The 18,677-nt window shown below is 73.1% G+C and carries 11 protein-coding genes; 7 read left to right on the top strand and 4 right to left on the bottom strand.

Annotation, left to right across the window (positions count from 1 at the left end; genetic code table 11):
* The first annotated feature begins 120 nt into the window (after window positions 1–120).
* The 6 genes from ACZ4XJ_RS35245 (at window position 121) to ACZ4XJ_RS35220 (ending at window position 12,060) form a co-directional block, all read left to right on the top strand.
* Window positions 121–1,956, top strand: a complete 1,836-nt coding sequence (locus tag ACZ4XJ_RS35245; protein ID WP_468498615.1) for a VanW family protein — start codon at window positions 121–123, stop codon at window positions 1,954–1,956.
* Window positions 1,957–2,090: 134 nt separating this feature from the next.
* Complete coding sequence (locus ACZ4XJ_RS35240; protein WP_468498614.1) at window positions 2,091–4,787, top strand: SpoIIE family protein phosphatase; 2,697 nt, start codon at window positions 2,091–2,093, stop codon at window positions 4,785–4,787.
* A 189-nt stretch (window positions 4,788–4,976) separates the two neighbouring features.
* A complete protein-coding gene (locus ACZ4XJ_RS35235; protein ID WP_468498613.1) occupies window positions 4,977–8,894 on the top strand; it encodes a Pls/PosA family non-ribosomal peptide synthetase in 3,918 nt (1,305 codons plus the stop codon).
* A 116-nt stretch (window positions 8,895–9,010) separates the two neighbouring features.
* Window positions 9,011–10,387 carry a M1 family metallopeptidase gene (locus ACZ4XJ_RS35230; RefSeq protein WP_362878387.1) on the top strand — a complete coding sequence of 459 codons (1,377 nt, stop codon included), beginning with the start codon at window positions 9,011–9,013 and terminating at the stop codon, window positions 10,385–10,387.
* 42 nt (window positions 10,388–10,429) lie between these two features.
* Entirely contained in the window at window positions 10,430–11,398 is a 969-nt protein-coding gene (locus ACZ4XJ_RS35225; protein ID WP_468498621.1) for a HAMP domain-containing sensor histidine kinase, read from the top strand.
* Window positions 11,395–12,060, top strand: a complete 666-nt coding sequence (locus ACZ4XJ_RS35220; protein WP_362878385.1) for a response regulator transcription factor — start codon at window positions 11,395–11,397, stop codon at window positions 12,058–12,060. The genes ACZ4XJ_RS35225 and ACZ4XJ_RS35220 overlap by 4 nt, the downstream gene beginning before the upstream one ends.
* Before the next feature lie 59 nt (window positions 12,061–12,119).
* Here the strand turns inward: ACZ4XJ_RS35220 and ACZ4XJ_RS35215 are convergent, their stop codons facing one another.
* The 4 genes from ACZ4XJ_RS35215 to ACZ4XJ_RS35200 form a co-directional block, all read right to left on the bottom strand.
* Window positions 12,120–13,133, bottom strand: coding sequence for a hemolysin family protein (locus tag ACZ4XJ_RS35215; RefSeq protein ID WP_468498612.1), 1,014 nt, complete (start codon window positions 13,131–13,133; stop codon window positions 12,120–12,122).
* Entirely contained in the window at window positions 13,130–14,476 is a 1,347-nt protein-coding gene (locus tag ACZ4XJ_RS35210) for a hemolysin family protein (protein ID WP_362878382.1), read from the bottom strand. The genes ACZ4XJ_RS35215 and ACZ4XJ_RS35210 overlap by 4 nt, the downstream gene beginning before the upstream one ends.
* A gap of 279 nt (window positions 14,477–14,755) precedes the next feature.
* Complete coding sequence (locus tag ACZ4XJ_RS35205; protein WP_468498611.1) at window positions 14,756–15,727, bottom strand: alpha/beta hydrolase; 972 nt, start codon at window positions 15,725–15,727, stop codon at window positions 14,756–14,758.
* Between the two features lie 347 nt (window positions 15,728–16,074).
* Complete coding sequence (locus ACZ4XJ_RS35200) at window positions 16,075–17,022, bottom strand: methionyl-tRNA formyltransferase (protein ID WP_362883643.1); 948 nt, start codon at window positions 17,020–17,022, stop codon at window positions 16,075–16,077.
* Window positions 17,023–17,271: 249 nt separating this feature from the next.
* On the opposite strand from ACZ4XJ_RS35200, the gene ACZ4XJ_RS35195 reads away from it, so the two are divergent.
* Window positions 17,272–18,621, top strand: a complete 1,350-nt coding sequence (locus ACZ4XJ_RS35195; RefSeq protein ID WP_362883644.1) for a lysine N(6)-hydroxylase/L-ornithine N(5)-oxygenase family protein — start codon at window positions 17,272–17,274, stop codon at window positions 18,619–18,621.
* Window positions 18,622–18,677 lie beyond the last annotated feature (56 nt).

Raw genomic sequence — 18,677 nt, 5'->3', positions numbered from 1 at the left:
CCATTACATTAGCCCCATCGGTGACCCTTTTGGGTGATCCTGGATGTCCGGAATGGTCATCTATGGGCTGCTGTCGCGGCCCACGCCCGCCCCACGATCGGCGGTGCCGGAGGGAAACGTATGGGACGCGCGGGCAACAGGACGGTCAACTGGCGGATCGCCCTCTCGGTGGTGGGCGGCGCGGCCGTGCTCGGGTTCGGCGGCCTGTACGTGACCGGCCTCGTCGCCGGTTCGGACGTCGACCGGGGCACCTTCGTCCGCGGGGTGGACATCGGCGGCATGAGCCGCGAGCAGGCGCTGCGGACCCTGGACCGCGACCTCGGCCCCCTCGCCGCCGCCCCCGTCGCGATGGAGATAGGCGACCGCGTCGAGGAGGCCGCTCCCGGCGGCCTCGGACTGTCCCTGGACACCCGGGCCACCGTGGACGCCGCCGTCCGCTCCGGATACGCCCCCACCGCCGTCATCGGCCGGCTCTTCGACTCCGGCGAGCGCCGGGACCTGGAGCCCGTGACCCGGATGAACGAGAGCACCGCCCGGGCGGGCCTCGCCCGCATGGACGAGAGCACCCGGCAGCAGGTCCGCGACGGGGTGGTCGCCTTCGAGAAGGGCGAGGCCAAGGCCGTCGCCCCGCTCCAGGGCGTCGACCTCGTCGAGGACCGCGCCCTCGACACCCTCCGCGCCGGCTACCTGCGGCCCGGCGGCGGCCCCGTCGTGATGCCGGTCGAGCGCACCACCCCGAAGGTCGGGGACGAGGAGACCGGCCGGGCGCTGCGCGAGTTCGCGCGGCCCGCGATGTCGGGCCCCGTCACGCTCACGGTCGCCGGCTCCCGCATACCCATCAGTACGGCCGTCCTCGGCACCCACCTGAAGATGAACCCCGACGACGCGGGACGCCTCGTACCGGCCCTCGACTCCAAGGGCCTGCTCGCCGACCCCGCCGTGGCCCGGCCGGTCCGGGCGGCCACGCCGACCCCGCGTGACGCCACGCTGAGCACCGACGGGAACGGCCGCGTCGTCGTCGCCGACCCGGGCCGCACCGGACAGCGGGTCACCGACGCGGCCCTCGGCAAGGCCGTCCTGCCGCTGCTGACCCGCACGGGCGCCGCCCGCAGCGGCGAGGTCGACACCGTCGCCGTCCAACCGGACCTGACGAGCGCCGAGGCGCAGCGCCTGGGGATCAAGGAGAAGCTCTCCTCCTTCACCGTCGAGTTCCCGTCCGCCCCGTACCGCACCACGAACATCGGCCGAGCCGTCGAGCTGATCAACGGCTCCGTCGTCCTCCCGGGCGAGGAGTGGAGCTTCAACCGCACGGTCGGCGAGCGCACCCCCGAGAACGGCTTCGTCGACGGAATCATGATCAACGACGGCCGGTACGTGAAGTCCCCGGGCGGCGGCGTCTCCGCCGTGGCCACCACCATGTACAACGCCGCGTTCTTCGCCGGGGTCAAGACCGTCGAGCACGGCGCGCACTCCTTCTACATCGAGCGCTACCCCGAGGGCCGCGAGGCCACTGTCGCCTGGGGCACCCTCGACCTGCGCTGGGTCAACGACACCGGGCACGCCCTGTACGTCCGGGCGCAGTCCACCGACACCTCGCTGACCATCAGCCTCCTGGGCACGAAGAAGTACGACGAGGTCCGCGCCACCAAGGGGCCCCGCACCCAGGTCACCCCGCCCGCGAAGATCCAGGGCAGCGGGCCCACCTGCGAGGTGCAGAGCCCCCTCGAAGGCTTCGACGTCTCCGTCGGCCGCGTCTTCCTCCAGGGCGGCCGCGAGGTCAAGCGCGAGGAGACGAAGACCCACTACACCCCGCGCGACGAGGTCACCTGCGCCCCGCTCGCCGGGCAGAACCCGCAGCCGCCGGCCGCCCCGGTGTCGCCCGACCCGGTCCCGCCGGTGACCTCCACCGCGGGCTCCCCCCTGACGACGACGGCCGCCGGCCCGACCGCGCGCTGAGCCCCGGCGCGCCCCGGGCCCGACCCCCGGGGTGACCGATCCGGCGCGGATCGCGCGGTTCGGGCGCCCCGGGCGGCCGGAGGTGCTACAACTGGGTTCGTGACCTTTCTCTGCCACCCGTGCCGGGCACGTCGGTGCGGTCACTGCTAGGCAACCGGTTCAAGAGCGTCGCCGGACAGGTGTTCATCCTCCAGGTGGCGATCGTGGTGTTGCTCGCCGCCGGATCGCTGCTGGCGCTCGTGCTCCAGTCGCGACACGACATCGACCGCGAGGCGCGCAACAGGTCGGTCTCCGTGGCAGAGACCTTCGCGCACTCCATCGGACTCCGGGCGGCCCTGGAATCCCCGAACCCCTCCGCCGTGCTGCAACCGCTCGCCGAGAGCACCCGCAAGGCCGCCGGCGTCGACTTCATCGTCGTCATGGACACCAACGGGATCCGCTACAGCCATCCCCAGCCCGACCGCATCGGGAAACGGTTCGTCGGCACGATCGAACCCTCCCTGGCCGGGCAGGTGCACACCGAGAGCGTGCAGGGCCCCCTCGGCAAGGAGATCCAGGCGATCGTCCCCGTCACGGCGCCCGACGGCCGGGTCGTCGGACTGGTGTCGGCGGGCCTGACCGTGAAGAACGTCAGCGGGGTCGTCGACCGCCAGCTCCCCGTCATCCTGCTGGCCATCGCCATCGGCCTGGCCCTGGCCACCGTCGGAACCTGGCTGATCAGTCGACGGCTGCGCCGCCAGACCCACGGGCTCGGCACCCAGGAGATGACCCGGATGTACGAGCACCACGACGCGGTGCTCCACGCCGTCCGCGAGGGGGTGCTCATCACCGACGGCGAGGGGCGCCTGCTCCTGGCGAACGACGAGGCCAAACGCCTCCTCGGGCTCCCCGACGACGCCGACGGCCGCCACCTGGGCGACGTACCGGGCCTGGACCGGCGGATGGCCGACCTGCTGCTGTCCGCCCGGGTCGCCACCGACGAGGTGATCGAGAGCGGCGACCGCCTGCTCGTCGTCAACCAACGGCTCACCCACCCCGGCGGCCGGCCCGAGGGCACCGCCGTGACCATCCGCGACTCCACCGAGATGCAGATCCTGACCACCCGCGCCGAGACGGCCCGGCGGCGCCTGAAACTGCTCTACGACGCGGGCGGCGACATCGGCACCAGCCTGGACGTCGTCCGGACGGCGGAGGAACTCGCCGCCGTCGCCGTTCCCCGCTTCGCGGACTACGTCACCGTCGACCTGGCCGATCCCGTCCTCGTCGGCGACGAACCCGGCCCCGACGCCGACATGCGGCGCACCGCCGTCAGCGGTATCCGCGCCGACCACCCCCTCTACCCCCGCGGCCTGCTGATCGACTTCCTGCCCTCCACCCCCCAGGCCCGCGGCTACGGCACCGGCCGGGCGGAACTGGTGCCCGACCTGTCCGACGCGCCGGGCTGGCAGGCCCAGGACCCCGAGCGGACCCGGGCCATCGTCGACTTCGGCATCCACTCCCTGATCGCCGCGCCGCTGCGGGCCCGGGGCGTCGTGCTCGGCGTGGTCAACTTCTGGCGCTCGCAGAAGCCCGAGCCGTTCGACGAGGACGAGCTGTCGCTGGCCGAGGAACTCGTCGCCCGCGCGGCCGTCAGCATGGACAACGCCCGCCGCTACACCCGGGAACACGCCCTCGCCGAGACCCTCCAGCGCAGCCTGCTGCCCCGCGCCCTGCCCGAGCAGAGCGCGGTGGACGTCGCCCACTTCTACCTGCCCGCCCAGTCCGGGGTGGGCGGCGACTGGTTCGACGTGATCCCGCTGCCCGGCAGCCGCGTCGCCCTGGTCGTCGGGGACGTCGTCGGGCACGGCCTGCACGCCGCCGCCACCATGGGCCGGCTGCGCACGGCCGTCCACAACTTCTCCTCCCTCGACCTGCCGCCCGACGAGATCCTCGCCCGCCTCGACGACCTCGTGCAGCGCATCGACCACGACGGGGACGGCGGCGACGGCGACGGCGGCGTCCTCGGCGCGACCTGCCTGTACGCCGTCTACGACCCGGTGTCGCAGCAGTGCACCATGGCCCGCGCCGGACACCTGCCGCCGCTGCTGGTCGCCCCCGACGGCTCGACGGAGATCGTGGAGCTGCCGGCCGGACCCCCGCTGGGCCTGGGCGGCATGCCGTTCGAGACGGCCGAGTTCAAGCTGGCCGAGGGCAGCCAGCTCGTCCTGTACACGGACGGGCTGGTCGAGGAACGCACCCGGGACATCGCCGAGGGCCTCGAACTGCTGCGCCGCGCGCTCAGCCACCCCGACCGCGATCCCCACGAGAGCTGCCGGGCCGTGCTCGACCTGCTGCTGCCCGACCGGCCCACCGACGACGTGGCCCTGCTCATCGCCCGGACCCGGACCCTGGGCCCGGACCGGGTCGCCCAGTGGGAGGTGCCGTTCGAGCCGAGCGCGGTCGGCGTCCTGCGCGGCGCGGCGGCCCGCAAGCTCGACGAGTGGGGCCTCGAAGAGCTCTCCTTCGCCACCGAACTGATCCTCAGCGAGCTGATCACCAACGCCCTGCGGCACGGCACCGCCCCGGTACGCGTACGGCTGCTGCACGACCAGGCCCTGACCTGCGAGGTCTGGGACGGCAGCAGCACCGCCCCCCACCTGCGGTACGCGGCCACCACCGACGAAGGGGGACGCGGCCTGTTCCTGGTCGCGCAGCTCAGCGAGCACTGGGGCACCCGCTACACCCCCGAGGGCAAGGTCATCTGGGCCGAACAGACCCTCCCCGGCAGCGCGGGCAGCCCCGGCGCCCCGGAACCGGCGCTGGCCGCGTTCCTGGACGTGGACCCGATCTGAGCCGTCCCGCACGGGCGCCGGCGTCGTCCGGCACCGTCCGTTAACGGACACGCCACCGAGGGTTCAACGAGAAAATCCTTGATGTCGCACTACAATGGCAGGTTGTTTGGCGCCGGACCGGAACAACCCGGGCAGACCTGGGCTCCGCCGGCGACCCGGACCCATCCGGGAGCGAAGACGCGAGGGCCGATGGCAGCCACACCGGAGCACGGTGAACTCACTCTGCTCGACGACGGGACCGTAGGGGCCGACACCCCCGGCGCGCCCGGCAAGTCCGCCCTGTTCACGGCCGGACCCGCTGCCCCCGTACGCACCCTCGTCGACGTGTTCGAAGCCTCGGTGCGGGCCCACCCCGACGAGCTCGCCCTGGACGACGGCACCTCCCGGCTCACCTACCGGGCCCTGGCCGCCGACGTCGAACGCCGCAGGCGGGCCCTGGCCGCCGCCGGCGTCGGGCTCGGCGACCGGGTCGGGGTCCGCGTTCCGTCCGGCACCAACGAGCTGTACGCGGCCGTCCTCGCGGTCCTCGCCGCCGGCGCCGCCTACGTACCCGTCGACGCCGAGGACCCCGACGAGCGCGCCGAGCTGGTCTTCGGCGAGGCCGGCGTCCGGGCCGTCCTGGGCGCCGGGCAGCGCATCGACGTCACCGGGACCACCGGCGAAGGCGCCCCGGCCGGCCGGCCCGGGCCCGAGCACGACGCCTGGATCATCTTCACCTCCGGCTCCACCGGCAAGCCCAAGGGCGTCGCCGTCAGCCACCGCAGCGCCGCCGCCTTCGTCGACGCCGAAGCCGCGCTCTTCCTCACCGAGGAACCCATCGGACCCGGCGACCGGGTCATGGCCGGCCTGTCCGTCGCCTTCGACGCCTCCTGCGAGGAGATGTGGCTCGCCTGGCGCTACGGCGCCTGCCTGGTCCCCGTACCGCGCGCCCAGGTCCGTAGCGGCGCCGACCTCGGCCCCTGGCTGGTGGAGCAGGAGATCACCGTCGTCTCCACCGTCCCGACCCTCGCCGCGCTCTGGGAGTCCGAGAGCCTCAACGAGGTCCGCCTACTGATCTTCGGCGGCGAGGCCTGTCCGCCCGAGCTGACCCAGCGGCTGGTCACCGAGGGGCGCGAGGTCTGGAACACGTACGGGCCCACCGAGGCCACCGTCGTCGCCTGCGCCGCCCTGCTGACCGGCGAGGAACCGATCCGCATCGGCCTCCCGCTGAAGGGCTGGGAACTGGCCGTCGTCGACGAGTCCGGGGAACCGGTGCCCATGGGCGGCAGCGGCCAGCTCGTGATCGGCGGCGTCGGCCTCGCCCGCTACCTCGACCCCGCCAAGGACGCCGAGAAGTACGCCCCGCTGGAATCCCTCGGCTGGGAGCGCGCCTACCGCAGCGGCGACCTGGTCCGCGCCGAACCGGAGGGCCTGGTCTTCCTCGGGCGCGGCGACGAACAGATCAAGCTCGGCGGCCGGCGCATCGAACTCGGCGAGGTGGACACCGCGCTCCAGGCGCTGCCCGGCGTCGCCGGCGCGGCCGCCGCCGTCCGCACCGCGCGCGGCGGCAACCAACTGCTCGTCGGCTACCTCGTCACGCAGGACGGCTGGGACCACGCCGCGGCCGTCGAACGCCTGCGCGCCGAACTGCCCGCCGCCCTGGTACCGCTCCTCGCGCCCGTCGAGACCCTGCCGACCCGCACCTCCGGCAAGGTGGACCGCGACGCCCTGCCCTGGCCGCTGCCCGACGCGCAGCCCACCGGCCCCACCGAGCAGCTGTACGGCACCGAGGCCTGGCTCGCCGAGCAGTGGACCGAGACCCTCGGCGTGGTCGTCGCCGGCGCCGGCGACGACTTCTTCGCGATCGGCGGCAACAGCCTCGCCGCCGCACAGCTCACCACCCGACTGCGCACCCGCTACCCGAGCGCGGCCGTCCTCGACATCTACCAGCAGCCCACCCTGCGCAAGCTGGCCCGACGGCTGGAGAAGTCCGTACAGGACGACGGGGCCATCCGGACCGTCGAGGCCGTCCCGCGCCGCTCCCAGGTGATCCAGACGCTGCTGCTGCTCCCCCTGTTCACCCTGGTCGGACTGCGCTGGACCGTGGCGGTGTTGGCCCTCGGCAACGTCCTGCACCGGTTCGGGGCCTATCCGTGGGCGCCGACCGCCTCGTGGTGGCTCGTCGGCGCGGGCGCCGTCCTGCTGTACAGCCCGCCCGGCCGGCTCGCCATCGCCGCGGGCGGCGCCCGGCTGCTGCTGCGCGGGGTCGCGCCCGGCCGGTACCCGCGCGGCGGCAGCGTGCACCTGAGGCTGTGGACGGCCGAGCGGCTCGCCGAGTGCGCGGGCGCCACCTCGCTCAGCGGATCCTGGCTGGAGCGCTACGCCCGCGCCCTCGGGGCCAAGGTCGGCCCCGAGGTGGACCTGCACTCCCTGCCCCCGGTCACCGGCATGCTCAAGCTCGGCCGCGGCTGCGCCGTCGAGTCCGAGGTGGACCTCTCCGGGCACTGGCTGGACGGGGACCGGCTGGAGATCGGGCCCGTGAAGGTCGGCGCCGGCGCGGTCGTCGGCACCCGCAGCCTGCTCTTCCCCGGTGCCCGCGTCGGCAAGCGCGCCGAGGTGGCCCCCGGCTCCGCCGTCGTCGGGCAGGTCCCGACCGGCCAGCGCTGGGCCGGGGCGCCCGCCCACAAGCTCGGCAAGGCCAAGCGCAACTGGCCCGGCCACCGCCCGCCGCGGGCGTTGCGGTGGCGGGCCATGTACGGGGTCGGCGGCGTGTTCCTGACCGCCCTGCCCGTCCTGGCGGCCCTGCCGGCCCTGCTCGTCGTCAGCCGGTTCGTGCCCGCCGACGCCGGGCTCGGGCAGGCGTTGCGGGCGGCCCTGCTCGCCGTGGTGCCCGGCGCGCTCGCCTTCGGGCTGGCGTACGCGCTGCTGCTGCTGGTCTCCGTACGCCTGCTCAGCCTCGGCCTGCGCACCGGCAACCATCCGACGCACAGCCGGACCGGCTGGCAGGCCTGGACCGTCACCCAGCTGATGGACCTGTCCCGGGAAACCCTCTTCCCGCTGTACGCCGGGCTGATCACCCCGGTGTGGCTGCGGCTGCTCGGCATGAAGATCGGCCGGGGCGCCGAGGTGTCCACCGTGCTCGCCCTGCCCAGCCTCACCACCGTCGGCGAGGGCGCGTTCCTCGCCGACGACACGCTGACCGCCCCCTACGAGCTGGGCGGCGGCTGGATGCGGATCGGCCCCTCCGAGATCGGCCGCCGCGCGTTCCTCGGCAACTCCGGGATGACCGCCCCGGGCCGCAGCGTCCCCGACGACGGGCTGGTCGGCGTCCTGTCCGCCACCCCGAAGAAGGCCAAGAAGGGCAGCTCCTACCTGGGCCTGCCGCCGGTCAAGCTGCCGCGCTCGGCCGCGGCCGCCGACCGGAGCCGGACCTACGACCCGCCGGCCCGCCTGCTGTGGGCGCGCGGCCTGGTCGAGCTGTGCCGGCTCGTCCCCGTGTTCTGCTCGGCGGCGCTGGCCGTGCTGACCGCGGCCGGGCTCTGCGCGCTGATCACCGCGAGCGGGCTCGGTACCTGGGCGGCCGCGCTGCTGTCCGGGGTGGTGCTGCTCGTCGCCGGCGTGGCCGCCTGCCTCGTCTCCGTCGCCGCCAAATGGCTGCTCGTGGGCCGGCACCGGACCGGTGAGCACCCGCTGTGGAGCGGCTTCGTGTGGCGCAACGAACTGGCCGACACCTTCGTCGAGGTGCTGGCCGTGCCGTGGCTGGCCGGATCCGTCCCCGGCACGCCCGTGATGGCCCTGTGGCTGCGCGGCCTCGGCGCCCGGATCGGCCGCGGCGTGTGGTGCGAGAGCTACTGGCTGCCCGAGACCGACCTGGTGACCCTGGGCGACGCGGTCAGCGTGAACCGGGGCTGTGTGTTGCAGACCCACCTCTTCCACGACCGGATCTTGAGGACGGATACTGTGGTCCTCCGCGAGGGCGCCACCCTGGGCCCGGGCGGAATCGTCCTGCCCGGGAGCTCGGTCGGAGCCCGCAGCACCCTGGGTCCCGCCTCCCTCGTGATGGCCGGGGAAACCGTCCCCGCCGACACCCGCTGGCTGGGCAATCCGATCGAGGCGTGGCGGTCCTGAGTCCGTACGGCGGCCCGTGCGCCGGCGGGCCCGCCGGGTCCCGGCACGGCACGCCGGCACCCCGGCACGTCGTACGAGCACGTCGCACGAGCACAGCGCAGGGAGCGGAAGCGTCAGTGAACGGCCAGAGGACAGCGGCAACCGACCCGTACTTTCCGGCCAACGGCGATCCCCGTTACCGCGTGCACCGGTACGAACTCGCTCTGGAATACCGGCCCGGTCCCAACCGGCTCGCCGGCACCGCCCGGATCAGCGCGATCGCCGGGCGGGCGCCGCTCACCGAGTTCGCCCTGGACCTCGCCGACTTCAAGGTCGGCCGGATCCTGGTGAACGGCCGGGCCCCGCACTACACCCACCGGAGCGGCAAGCTCCGCCTGCGGCCCGCCAAGCCGCTGCCCGCCGGCGCCGCCTTCACCGTGGAGGTGCAGTGGGCGGGCAACCCCAAGCCCGTGCGCAGCCCCTGGGGCGGCATCGGCTGGGAGGAGCTGACCGACGGGGCGCTGGTGGCCAGCCAGCCCGTCGGGGCGCCGTCCTGGTACCCCTGCAACGACCGGCCCGCGGACAAGGCCTCGTACCACCTCTCCGTGAACACGCCGTCCGCCTACACGGTCGTGGCCGGCGGCCGGCTGCTGACCCGTACGACCCGGTCCAGCACCACCACCTGGGTGTACGAGCAGTCCGCGCCCACCTCCAGCTACCTCGTCGGGCTGTCCATCGGCCTCTACCAGACGGTCCTCCTCGGCGACCCGGGCCTCGACGGGGTGCCGCAGAGCGCCTACGTACCGGCGCACCTGCTGGCCCGGTTCTCCCGCGACTTCGCCCGCCAGCCCGCCATGATGCGGCTCTTCGAGGAACTGTTCGGGCCCTACCCGTTCGGCGAGTACGCGGTGGTCGTCGCCGACGAGGAACTCGACGTCCCGGTCGAGGCCCAGGGGCTCTCCCTGTTCGGCGCCAACCACGTGGACGGCGTACGCGGCTCGGAGCGCCTCATCGCCCACGAACTCGCCCACCAGTGGTTCGGCAACAGCGTGACCATCGCCGACTGGCGGCACATCTGGCTGAACGAGGGCCTCGCCAAGTACGCGGAATGGCTCTGGTCGGAGCGTTCCGGCGGCCACAGCGCCCACGACCGCGCGGCCGTCGCCCACCGGGTGCTGGCCGGGCGGGCCCAGGACCTCAAGCTGGCCGACCCGGGCCGCAAGCTGATGTTCGACGACCGGCTCTACGAGCGCGGCGGACTCACCGTCCACGCGGTGCGCTGCGCCCTCGGCGACACCGCGTTCTTCCGCATGCTCCGCGACTGGACCACCGCCCACCGGCACGGGGTGGTGACCACCGCGTCGTTCACCGCGCACGTCGCCCGCTACGCCGACGCGCCCGTCGACGACCTGTTCGCGGCCTGGCTGCACGAGCCCGCGCTCCCGCCGCTGCCCGCCCCGCCCATACCGGCCAGGCCCGCGCACCCGCCGACGAACGGCGGCCACCGCGCCTGAACGCCGCACGCCGAACGAGCATCGAGGGGAGTGAGCGCGGTCGTGACGCTGTACTGGCGCATCTTCCTGCTCAACGCGGCCGTCTTCGCGGTGGCCGTGCTGCTGTTGCTCGGCCCGGTCACCGTCTCCACGCCCGTGCTGCTGGGCGAGGCGATCGTCCTGGGTCTCGGACTGGCCGCGATGCTCGTCGCCAACGCCGTCCTGCTGCGCGTCGCCCTCGCCCCGCTGGCCCGGCTCGCCCGCGCCATGGCCTCGGTCGACCTGCTGCGCCCCGGGAGCCGCGCCCCCGTGGAGGGGCCGGGGGAGATGGCCGAGCTCACCACCTCGTTCAACGCGATGCTGGCCCGCCTGGAAGCCGAACGCGCCACCAGCAGCGCCCGCGCGCTGTCCGCGCAGGAGGCCGAGCGGCGCCGCATCGCCCAGGAACTCCACGACGAGGTCGGCCAGACCCTCACCGCGGTCCTCCTCCAGCTCAAGCACACCGCCGACCGGGCCCCCGGCCCGCTGCGCGAGGAACTCCACCAGGTGCAGGAGACCACCCGGGCGAGCCTGGACGAGATCCGGCGCATCGCCCGCCGGCTGCGGCCCGGGGTCCTGGAGGAACTGGGCCTGCACAGCGCCCTGCGGGCCCTGGCCGCCGAGTTCAGCACCCCCTCGCTGATCGTGCGGCACCGGATCGCGCCCGGCCTGCCCACCCTGGACGAGGCCCGCGAACTGGTCGTCTACCGGGTCGCGCAGGAAGCCCTCACCAACGCCGCCCGCCACGCGCGCGCGAGCGAGGTGGAGGTACGGCTGTCCCACCGGCCGGCCGGAGCCGTCCGGCTCCTGGTCCGCGACAACGGCGCCGGCCTGGGCCCCGCCGCCGAGGGCGCCGGCATCCAGGGCATGCGCGAACGGGCCCTGCTCATCGGGGCCGGCCTCGCGCTCGACCCCGGGCCGCACGGCGGCACCGACGTATGGCTCGACGTACCCGCGGACGGCGGGACCCGGCGCCGGGAGGCCCACCGATGAGCGCGTCCCGTCCGGCCCCGACCCGGGTGCTGCTGGCCGACGACCACGCCCTCGTGCGACGCGGCGTCCGCCTCATCCTCGACTCCGAACCCGACCTGACGGTGGTCGCCGAGGCCGGCGACGGCGCCGAAGCGGTGGCCCTGGCCCGGACGGGGGACGTCGACCTCGCCGTCCTGGACGTCGCCATGCCCCGGATGACCGGGCTCCAGGCCGCCCGGGAGCTGTCCCGACTGCGGCCGGGGCTGCGCATCCTCATCCTCACCATGTACGACAACGAGCAGTACTTCTTCGAGGCCCTCAAGGCCGGGGCGGCCGGCTACGTCCCGAAGTCCGTCGCCGACCGGGACCTCGTCGAGGCCTGCCGGGCCGCGATCCGGGACGAGCCGTTCATCTACCCCGGCGTCGAGACCACCCTGATCCGCAACTACCTGGACCGGGCCAGGCAGGGGAACCCACTGCCGGCCCGGGCGATCACCGAGCGGGAGGAGGAGATCCTCAAGCTGGTCGCCGAGGGGCACTCCTCGAAGGAGATCGGCGATCTCCTCGTCATCAGCGCCAAGACGGTGGAACGCCACCGGGCGAACCTGCTCCAGAAGCTCGGCATGCGCGACCGCCTGGAACTCACCCGCTACGCGATCCGCGTCGGTCTGATCGAACCCTGAGGGCCGGGGCCCCCGGGGTTCGACCAGGTCCGGGTCGAGCCGACCGGGTCAGGAACCGCTCAGACGGACTCGCCGACGAGTTCCTCCAGGACGTCCTCCATGGTGACGAAGCCGATGACCGCCCCGGCGTCGTCGGTGACGGCGGCGAGGTGGGTTCCGGCGGCGCGCATGGCGTTCATCGTGTCGTCCAGCGGGGTGCCGCTGGAGACCCGGGTGACGGTGTGCAGCGCGGAGCGCGGGAACGGGGCGGTCCGGTCGGCGACGCCCAGGGCGTCCTTGATGTGGAGGAAGCCCATGATCTCGCCCTGCGGGCCCGCGACGACCAGGCGGGAGAAGCCGTGGTCCGCCGCCGTACGCTCCAGGCCGCGCGGGGTGGTCCCGTACGGGACGGTGACGAACTCGGCGCGCGGGATGGTGATCTCACCGACGGGCCGCTTGCCGAGTGCCAGGGCGTCGCGCAGCCGCTCCCCGTCCTCGGGGCCGAGGAGACCCGCGGCGCTGGAGTCCTTGACCAGGCGGGCGAGTTCCTCGTCGGTGAAGACCGCGCCGACCTCGTCCTTCGGCTCGACCTTCAGCAGCCGCAGCAGCGTGTTGGCGAAGGCGTTGATGCCGAACACGAACGGGCGCAGCGCCCGGGTCAGGGCGACCAGCGGCGGGGCCAGCAGCAGCGCGGTCGGTGCGGGGGCGGCGAGCGCGATGTTCTTCGGGACCATCTCGCCGATCAGCATGTGCAGGTAGGTCGCCGCGGCCAGCGCGACGACGAACGCGATCGGGTGGATCAGCGCCTCGGGGATCCCGACGGCCGCGAACGGCGGTTCGAGGAGGTGCGCGATGGCCGGTTCGGCGACCGCGCCGAGGACCAGGGAGGAGACGGTGATGCCGAGCTGCGCGGTGGCCATCATCGCGGAGAGGTGCTCCAGCGCCCACAGCGTGGTGCGGGCGCGCCGGCTGCCCTTGAGGGCGGCGGGCTCGATCTGGCTGCGACGGACCGAGATCAGGGCGAACTCGGCGCCGACGAAGAAGGCGTTGGTGATCAGCGTCAGCGCGCCGATCAGCAGCTGGACGGCGGTCATCGGTTCTCCTCCCCGGAGTCGGCGGCCTCACCGGACGAGGCGGCGCCGGGCGCGGTGACGGTGACCCGGTCGGCGCGGTGGTGGTCTATGTCGAGGACGGTGAGTTCCCAGCCGTCGACGGTGACGGTGTCGCCCTCGACCGGGATCCGGGTCAGGCGGGTGGCGACCAGGCCGGCCAGCGTCTCGTACGGGCCTTCGGGGACCGTGAAGCCGATCTCCTCCAGCTCGTCGACGCGGACGCTGCCGTCGGCCTCCCACACCTTGCGGCCGGCGTGCTCCGGCCCCTCGATGAGGTCGGGGACCTCGACGGGGTCGTGCTCGTCGCGGACCTCGCCCACGACCTCCTCGACGATGTCCTCGACCGTGACCACGCCGGCGGTGCCGCCGTACTCGTCGATCACCACCGCCATGGTGCGGGCCTTGCGCAGGCGTCCGAGCAGGGTGTCGACGGGCAGCGAGTGCGGTACGAGGAGCGCCGAGGTCATCAGGTCGGCCACCGGGGTCAGGGGCCGCTTGTCCTCGTCGAGGTCCAGGACGTCGCGGATGTGGACGGTGCCGACGACCTCGTCCAGGGAGTCCCGGTAGACGGGGAAGCGGGACAGGCCGGTGGCGAGCGTCAGGTTCGCGGCGTCGGCCGCCGTGGCGTGCAGCTCCAGCGCCTGGACGTCGATGCGCGGCGTCATGACGTTCTCGGAGGTCAGCTCGGCCAGGTGCAGGGTCCGCACGAACAGCTCGGCGGAGTCCGCCTCGATCGCGCCCTCGCGGGCGGAGTGCCGGGCGAGCGCCACCAGCTCCTCCGGCGTCCGCGCGGAGGCCAGCTCCTCGGCCGGCTCCAGCCCGAAGCGGCGCACGAGCCGGTTCGCGGTGTTGTTCAGGTGGCGGATCAGCGGGGCGAAGGCGGTGGTGAAGCCGCGCTGCGGGCCCGCGACGACCTTCGCGACGGCCAGCGGCCGGGAGATCGCCCAGTTCTTCGGGACCAGCTCGCCGATCACCATCAGGACGATGGTCGACAGGACCACGCCCAACAGGGTCGCGGTGGTCGGTACGGCTCCGGCGGGCAGTCCGACGGCTTCCAGCGGGCCGCGCAGCAGCGCGGAGACGGACGGCTCGGCGAGCATGCCGATGACCAGCGAGGTCACCGTGATGCCGAGCTGGGCGCCGGACAGCTGGAAGGTCAGCCGCTTGGCGGCCTTCAGGGCGCTCTCGGCGCCGCGCTCACCAGCCGCGACGGCGCGTTCGAGCTCGCTGCGTTCGACGGTGGTGAGGGAGAATTCGGCGGCGACGAACACCGCGCACGCCAGGGTCAGTGCCAGGGCGAGGAGGAGCAGCAGGACTTCGCTCACCGTGCCACCCCCGCTTCCCGACTCTGCTGCTGCGGGCTGGGCGTGGCACGGCGTGGACTGGGAGGTTCACCCATTGCGGGTCCTGCACTCCATTCGCTACTCGGTGGGCCTCGGCGGGCCCGGACAGTCGTGGTTACGGACAGTATCCGCAAAACGATGGTAAACGGCAAGTAAATTGCGGTGCCCGGGGGTCGTCCCCGGTTCGGCGCGAGGGGTGGCGGGCGTCCCGGACGCGGCCACGACCGCACCCGGAACGCCCCCGACTCCGGGGCCGTGACCCTACGCGAGGGCCTTGCGCAGGGTGTCCACGGCGAGGCCGATGGCCAGCTCGGCCCCCCGGGTTTCGCGGAGCGCGTCCAGCATGACGAAGTCGTGGATGACCCCTTGGACGCGCAGGGCGGTGACGGGGACACCGGCGGCGCGGAGCCGGGCGGCGTAGGCCTCGCCCTCGTCGCGCAGGACGTCGGCCTCGGCGGTGATGACCAGTGCCGGCGGCAGGCCGGTCAGCTCGTCGGCGCCGGCGCGCAGCGGGGAGGCGGTGCTGCGGGCGCGGTCGGCCTCGTCGGTCGTGTACTGGTCCCAGAACCACTGCATGGCCTCGCGGCGCAGGAAGTAGCCCTCGGCGAACTGCCGGTAGGAGCCGGTGTCGAAGCCGGCGTCGGTGACCGGGTAGAAGAGGACCTGGTGGGCGATGCGGACGTCGCCGCGCTCCTTGGCCATCAGGGTGAGGGCGGCGCTCATGTTGCCGCCGACCGAGTCGCCGACGACGGCGAGGCGGCTTCCGTCGAGGTCCTTGTCGGCGCCCTCGCGGACCACCCACCGGGCGACGGCGTAGTTCTGCTCGATGGCGACGGGGTAGCGGGCCTCGGGGGAGAGGTCGTACTCCGGGAAGACGACGGCCGCCCCGGTGCCGACGGCCAGTTCGCGGACGAGCCGGTCGTGGGTCCGGGCGTTGCCGAAGACCCAACCGGCGCCGTGGAGGTAGAGGACGACGGGCAGGGGACCGTTCGCGCCGCGCGGGCGGACGATCCGGGTCCGGACCTCGCCGGTGGGGCCGCCCGGGACGGTGACCCACTCCTCGTCGACGTCGGGCAGGACGACGCCCTCGCCGCTCTGGACGTCGTCCACGGCCTTGCGGCCGTCGGCGACGGGCATCCGGTAGAGGAACGGCGGCTTGGCGGTGGCGTCGGCGAAGGCCTGGGCGGCTGCTTCGAGCACGGGCTGGGTCGGCTGGTCGGACCGGTTCGGCACGGGGCTCCTTCGGGGGAGGCGGGGGGCCGGCGCGGGCGCGCGGCGTCCTGTCGGCAGCGTTCAGGATCACACCGCGACGACGTCCCGCGCGGGGTTGGACGCCCCGCGCGCGGCGCGTCGGCGCGGACCGTGCGGGCGCGCCGCGGGGGGACCGGGCCCCCGCGCCCGGGAGTTGGCCGCGCCGACGCCCCGCCGGGTCCGCCCGCGCCGGCCCCGTATGACGCCGCCGCCGTACGGAACCTGGTTCCGTACGGCGGCGGCGACGGCCGGTCTGCCCGGGGCCATGGGCGGGCGACCGACACGACGAGGCGCCGACGGACGTGGCTCCGCCGGCTTCGGAAAGGGTGTCAGGGACGGCTGGTCAGGTACCCGCCCATGGAGGTGAAGTACTCGGTGGCGGGCAGCTCGCGGCCGTCCTCGGTGCGGACCCGGGTGATGGCCAGGCCGTGGTTGCGGCCGGTGCGCGCGTCGGCGCCGGCGACGATCGCCACGCCCTCGCCCTCGCGGTAGAAGACGCGACCGGGGGTGCCGCCGTAGAGGCCCTCGGAGACGACGGCGGAGACGATCTCCAGGCGCTTGCCCTTGTGGTAGGTGAACGCGCTCGGGTACGGGGCCGACTGGGCGCGCACGAGACGCTCCAGGACCTCCGCCGGCCAGCTCCAGTCGATCCGGATGTCCTCCTCGGCGCGCTTGTGGAAGAAGCTCGCCTGCGACCGGTCCTGCTTCGTGAACTCGGTCTCGCCGGCGGCGATGCGGTCCAACGCGCCGACGGTGACCGGGGCGATGAGGTCGACGGTCTTGTGGAACAGGTCGGTGGCCGTGTCGGTGGGGCCGACGGCGACGGACCGCTGGAGCACGATGTCCCCGGCGTCGAGGACCTCGTCCATCATGTGCGCGGTGACGCCCACTTCGGTCTCGCCGTTGATCAGGGCCCAGATCAGCGGGGAGAAGCCGGCGTACTTCGGCAGCAGCGAGTCGTGCACGTTGAGCGTGCCGTGCCGGGGGAGGTCGTAGATGCGCGACGGTATGTACGTGCGCCAGTTGTTGGCGACGATGATGTCCGCGTCGGCCTCCTTGAGCCGCGCGAACAGCTCTTCGTCGTCGGGCCGGTTGCGGATGACCACGGGGACGCCGTGTTCCTCGGCGAGGTCCGCGACCGAGTCGCTCCAGATCTTCTCGTAGGCGTGCTCGCTCTTGGGGTGGGTGACGACCATCACCACATCGTGCTCGGAGTCCAGGAGCGCTTGAAGGGTGCGATGGCCCCAGGTCTGATAACCGAACATGACGACCCGCATGGAGGTTCCTCCTCTGAAGAGCGATTGATCCCCAAGAAGTAAAGCAAGCCTTACCTAAGGATGCAACGTGCCTGATTTTAGGCGTCGTTTGGGGACGCAATCCGCTGTTTGCCCGGTTTGTCTGGTCGACAGGGTGGCGAGATCAGGTTAGCTTTACCTAAGTTCGCTCGGTCGCCGCTCGTCGGCGTGCCCTGCTCCACATTCTCCTTCCACGCCTCACGGGCGGCGGTCCCGCACGATCGGAGTGACATGTCACAGGCTCTTCCTGCTGACGCACCGGTGATTCACGACCTCATAGGCATCGGCTTCGGCCCGTCCAATGTGGCCATGGCGATCGCTCTCACCGAGCACAACGCACGCGTCGGCCGGCAGGAGGCGGTCACTGCCCACTTCTTCGAGCAGCAGCCGCGTTTCGGTTGGCACCGGGGCATGCTCTTCGAGGACGCGACCATGCAGGTCTCCTTCCTCAAGGACCTGGTGACGCTGCGGAACCCGTCCAGTGAGTACAGCTTCCTCTGCTACCTGCAGAGCCGGGGCCGCCTGATCGACTTCGTCAACCACAAGAACCTCTTCCCGCTGCGCGTCGAGTTCCACGACTACTTCGAGTGGGCCGCGGAGAAGGTCGACGACATGGTGTCCTACGGGCACGAAGTGGTCGCCGTGCGGCCCGTCGTGCGCGACGGCGTCATCGAGTACGTGGACGTGACGGCCCGTTCGGGCGACGAGCTGGTGACCCACCGCGCCCGCAACCTCGTCATCGGCACCGGACTGCGCCCGTACATGCCCGAGGGCGTGGACCGCACCGACCGCGTCTGGCACAACTCCGACCTGCTGCGTCGCGTCGACGAACTGGACGGCACCGACCCGACCCGGTTCGTCGTCGTCGGCGCCGGCCAGAGCGCCGCCGAGAACGTGGCGTTCCTGCACCGCCGCTTCCCCGGGGCCGAGGTCTGCGCGGTGTTCGCCCGCTACGGCTACAGCCCCGCCGACGACAGCAAGTTCGCCAACCGCATCTTCGACCCGGCGGCCGTGGACGAGTACTTCACCGCCCCCGGCGAGGTCAAGACCAAGCTGATGAACTACCACGGCAACACGAACTACTCCGTGGTGGACATCGACCTGATCGACGACCTGTACCGCCAGTCGTACCAGGAGAAGGTGATGGGCGAGGAGCGCCTGCGCTTCCTCAACGTGTCCCGCCTCTCGGACGTCGTCGAGACCCCGGACAAGGTGCTCACCACCGTCGAGTCGCTCGTCTCCGGCGAGAAGACCCCGCTGGAAGCCGACGTCGTGGTGTACGCGACGGGCTACCGGCCCGCCGACGCCCTGGGCCTCCTCGGCGACGTCGAGGGCTACTGCCACCGCGACGACGAGGGCCGCGTCAGCGTCGAGCGCGACTACCGCATCACGACGGACCCCGCGCTGCGCTGCGGCATCTACCTCCAGGGCGGTACCGAGCACACGCACGGCATCACCTCGTCCCTGCTGTCGAACACCGCGATCCGGGTCGGCGAGATCCTGGACTCGGTGATCGAGCGCACCCCGAAGGCCGTCGACGAAGCCGAACGCGTCGTCGACGGGGTCGGCACGCCCCGCTAGGGACCCCGTCCGCCCCGCCCCACCACTCGCCTCCCGCCCGGCCACGCCGTCCGGCC

This window comes from Streptomyces sp. NPDC029836 (genome assembly GCF_055574495.1).
The sequence above is the reverse complement of the archived record's forward strand: the minus strand, read 5'-3'. Positions and strand labels throughout refer to the sequence as shown.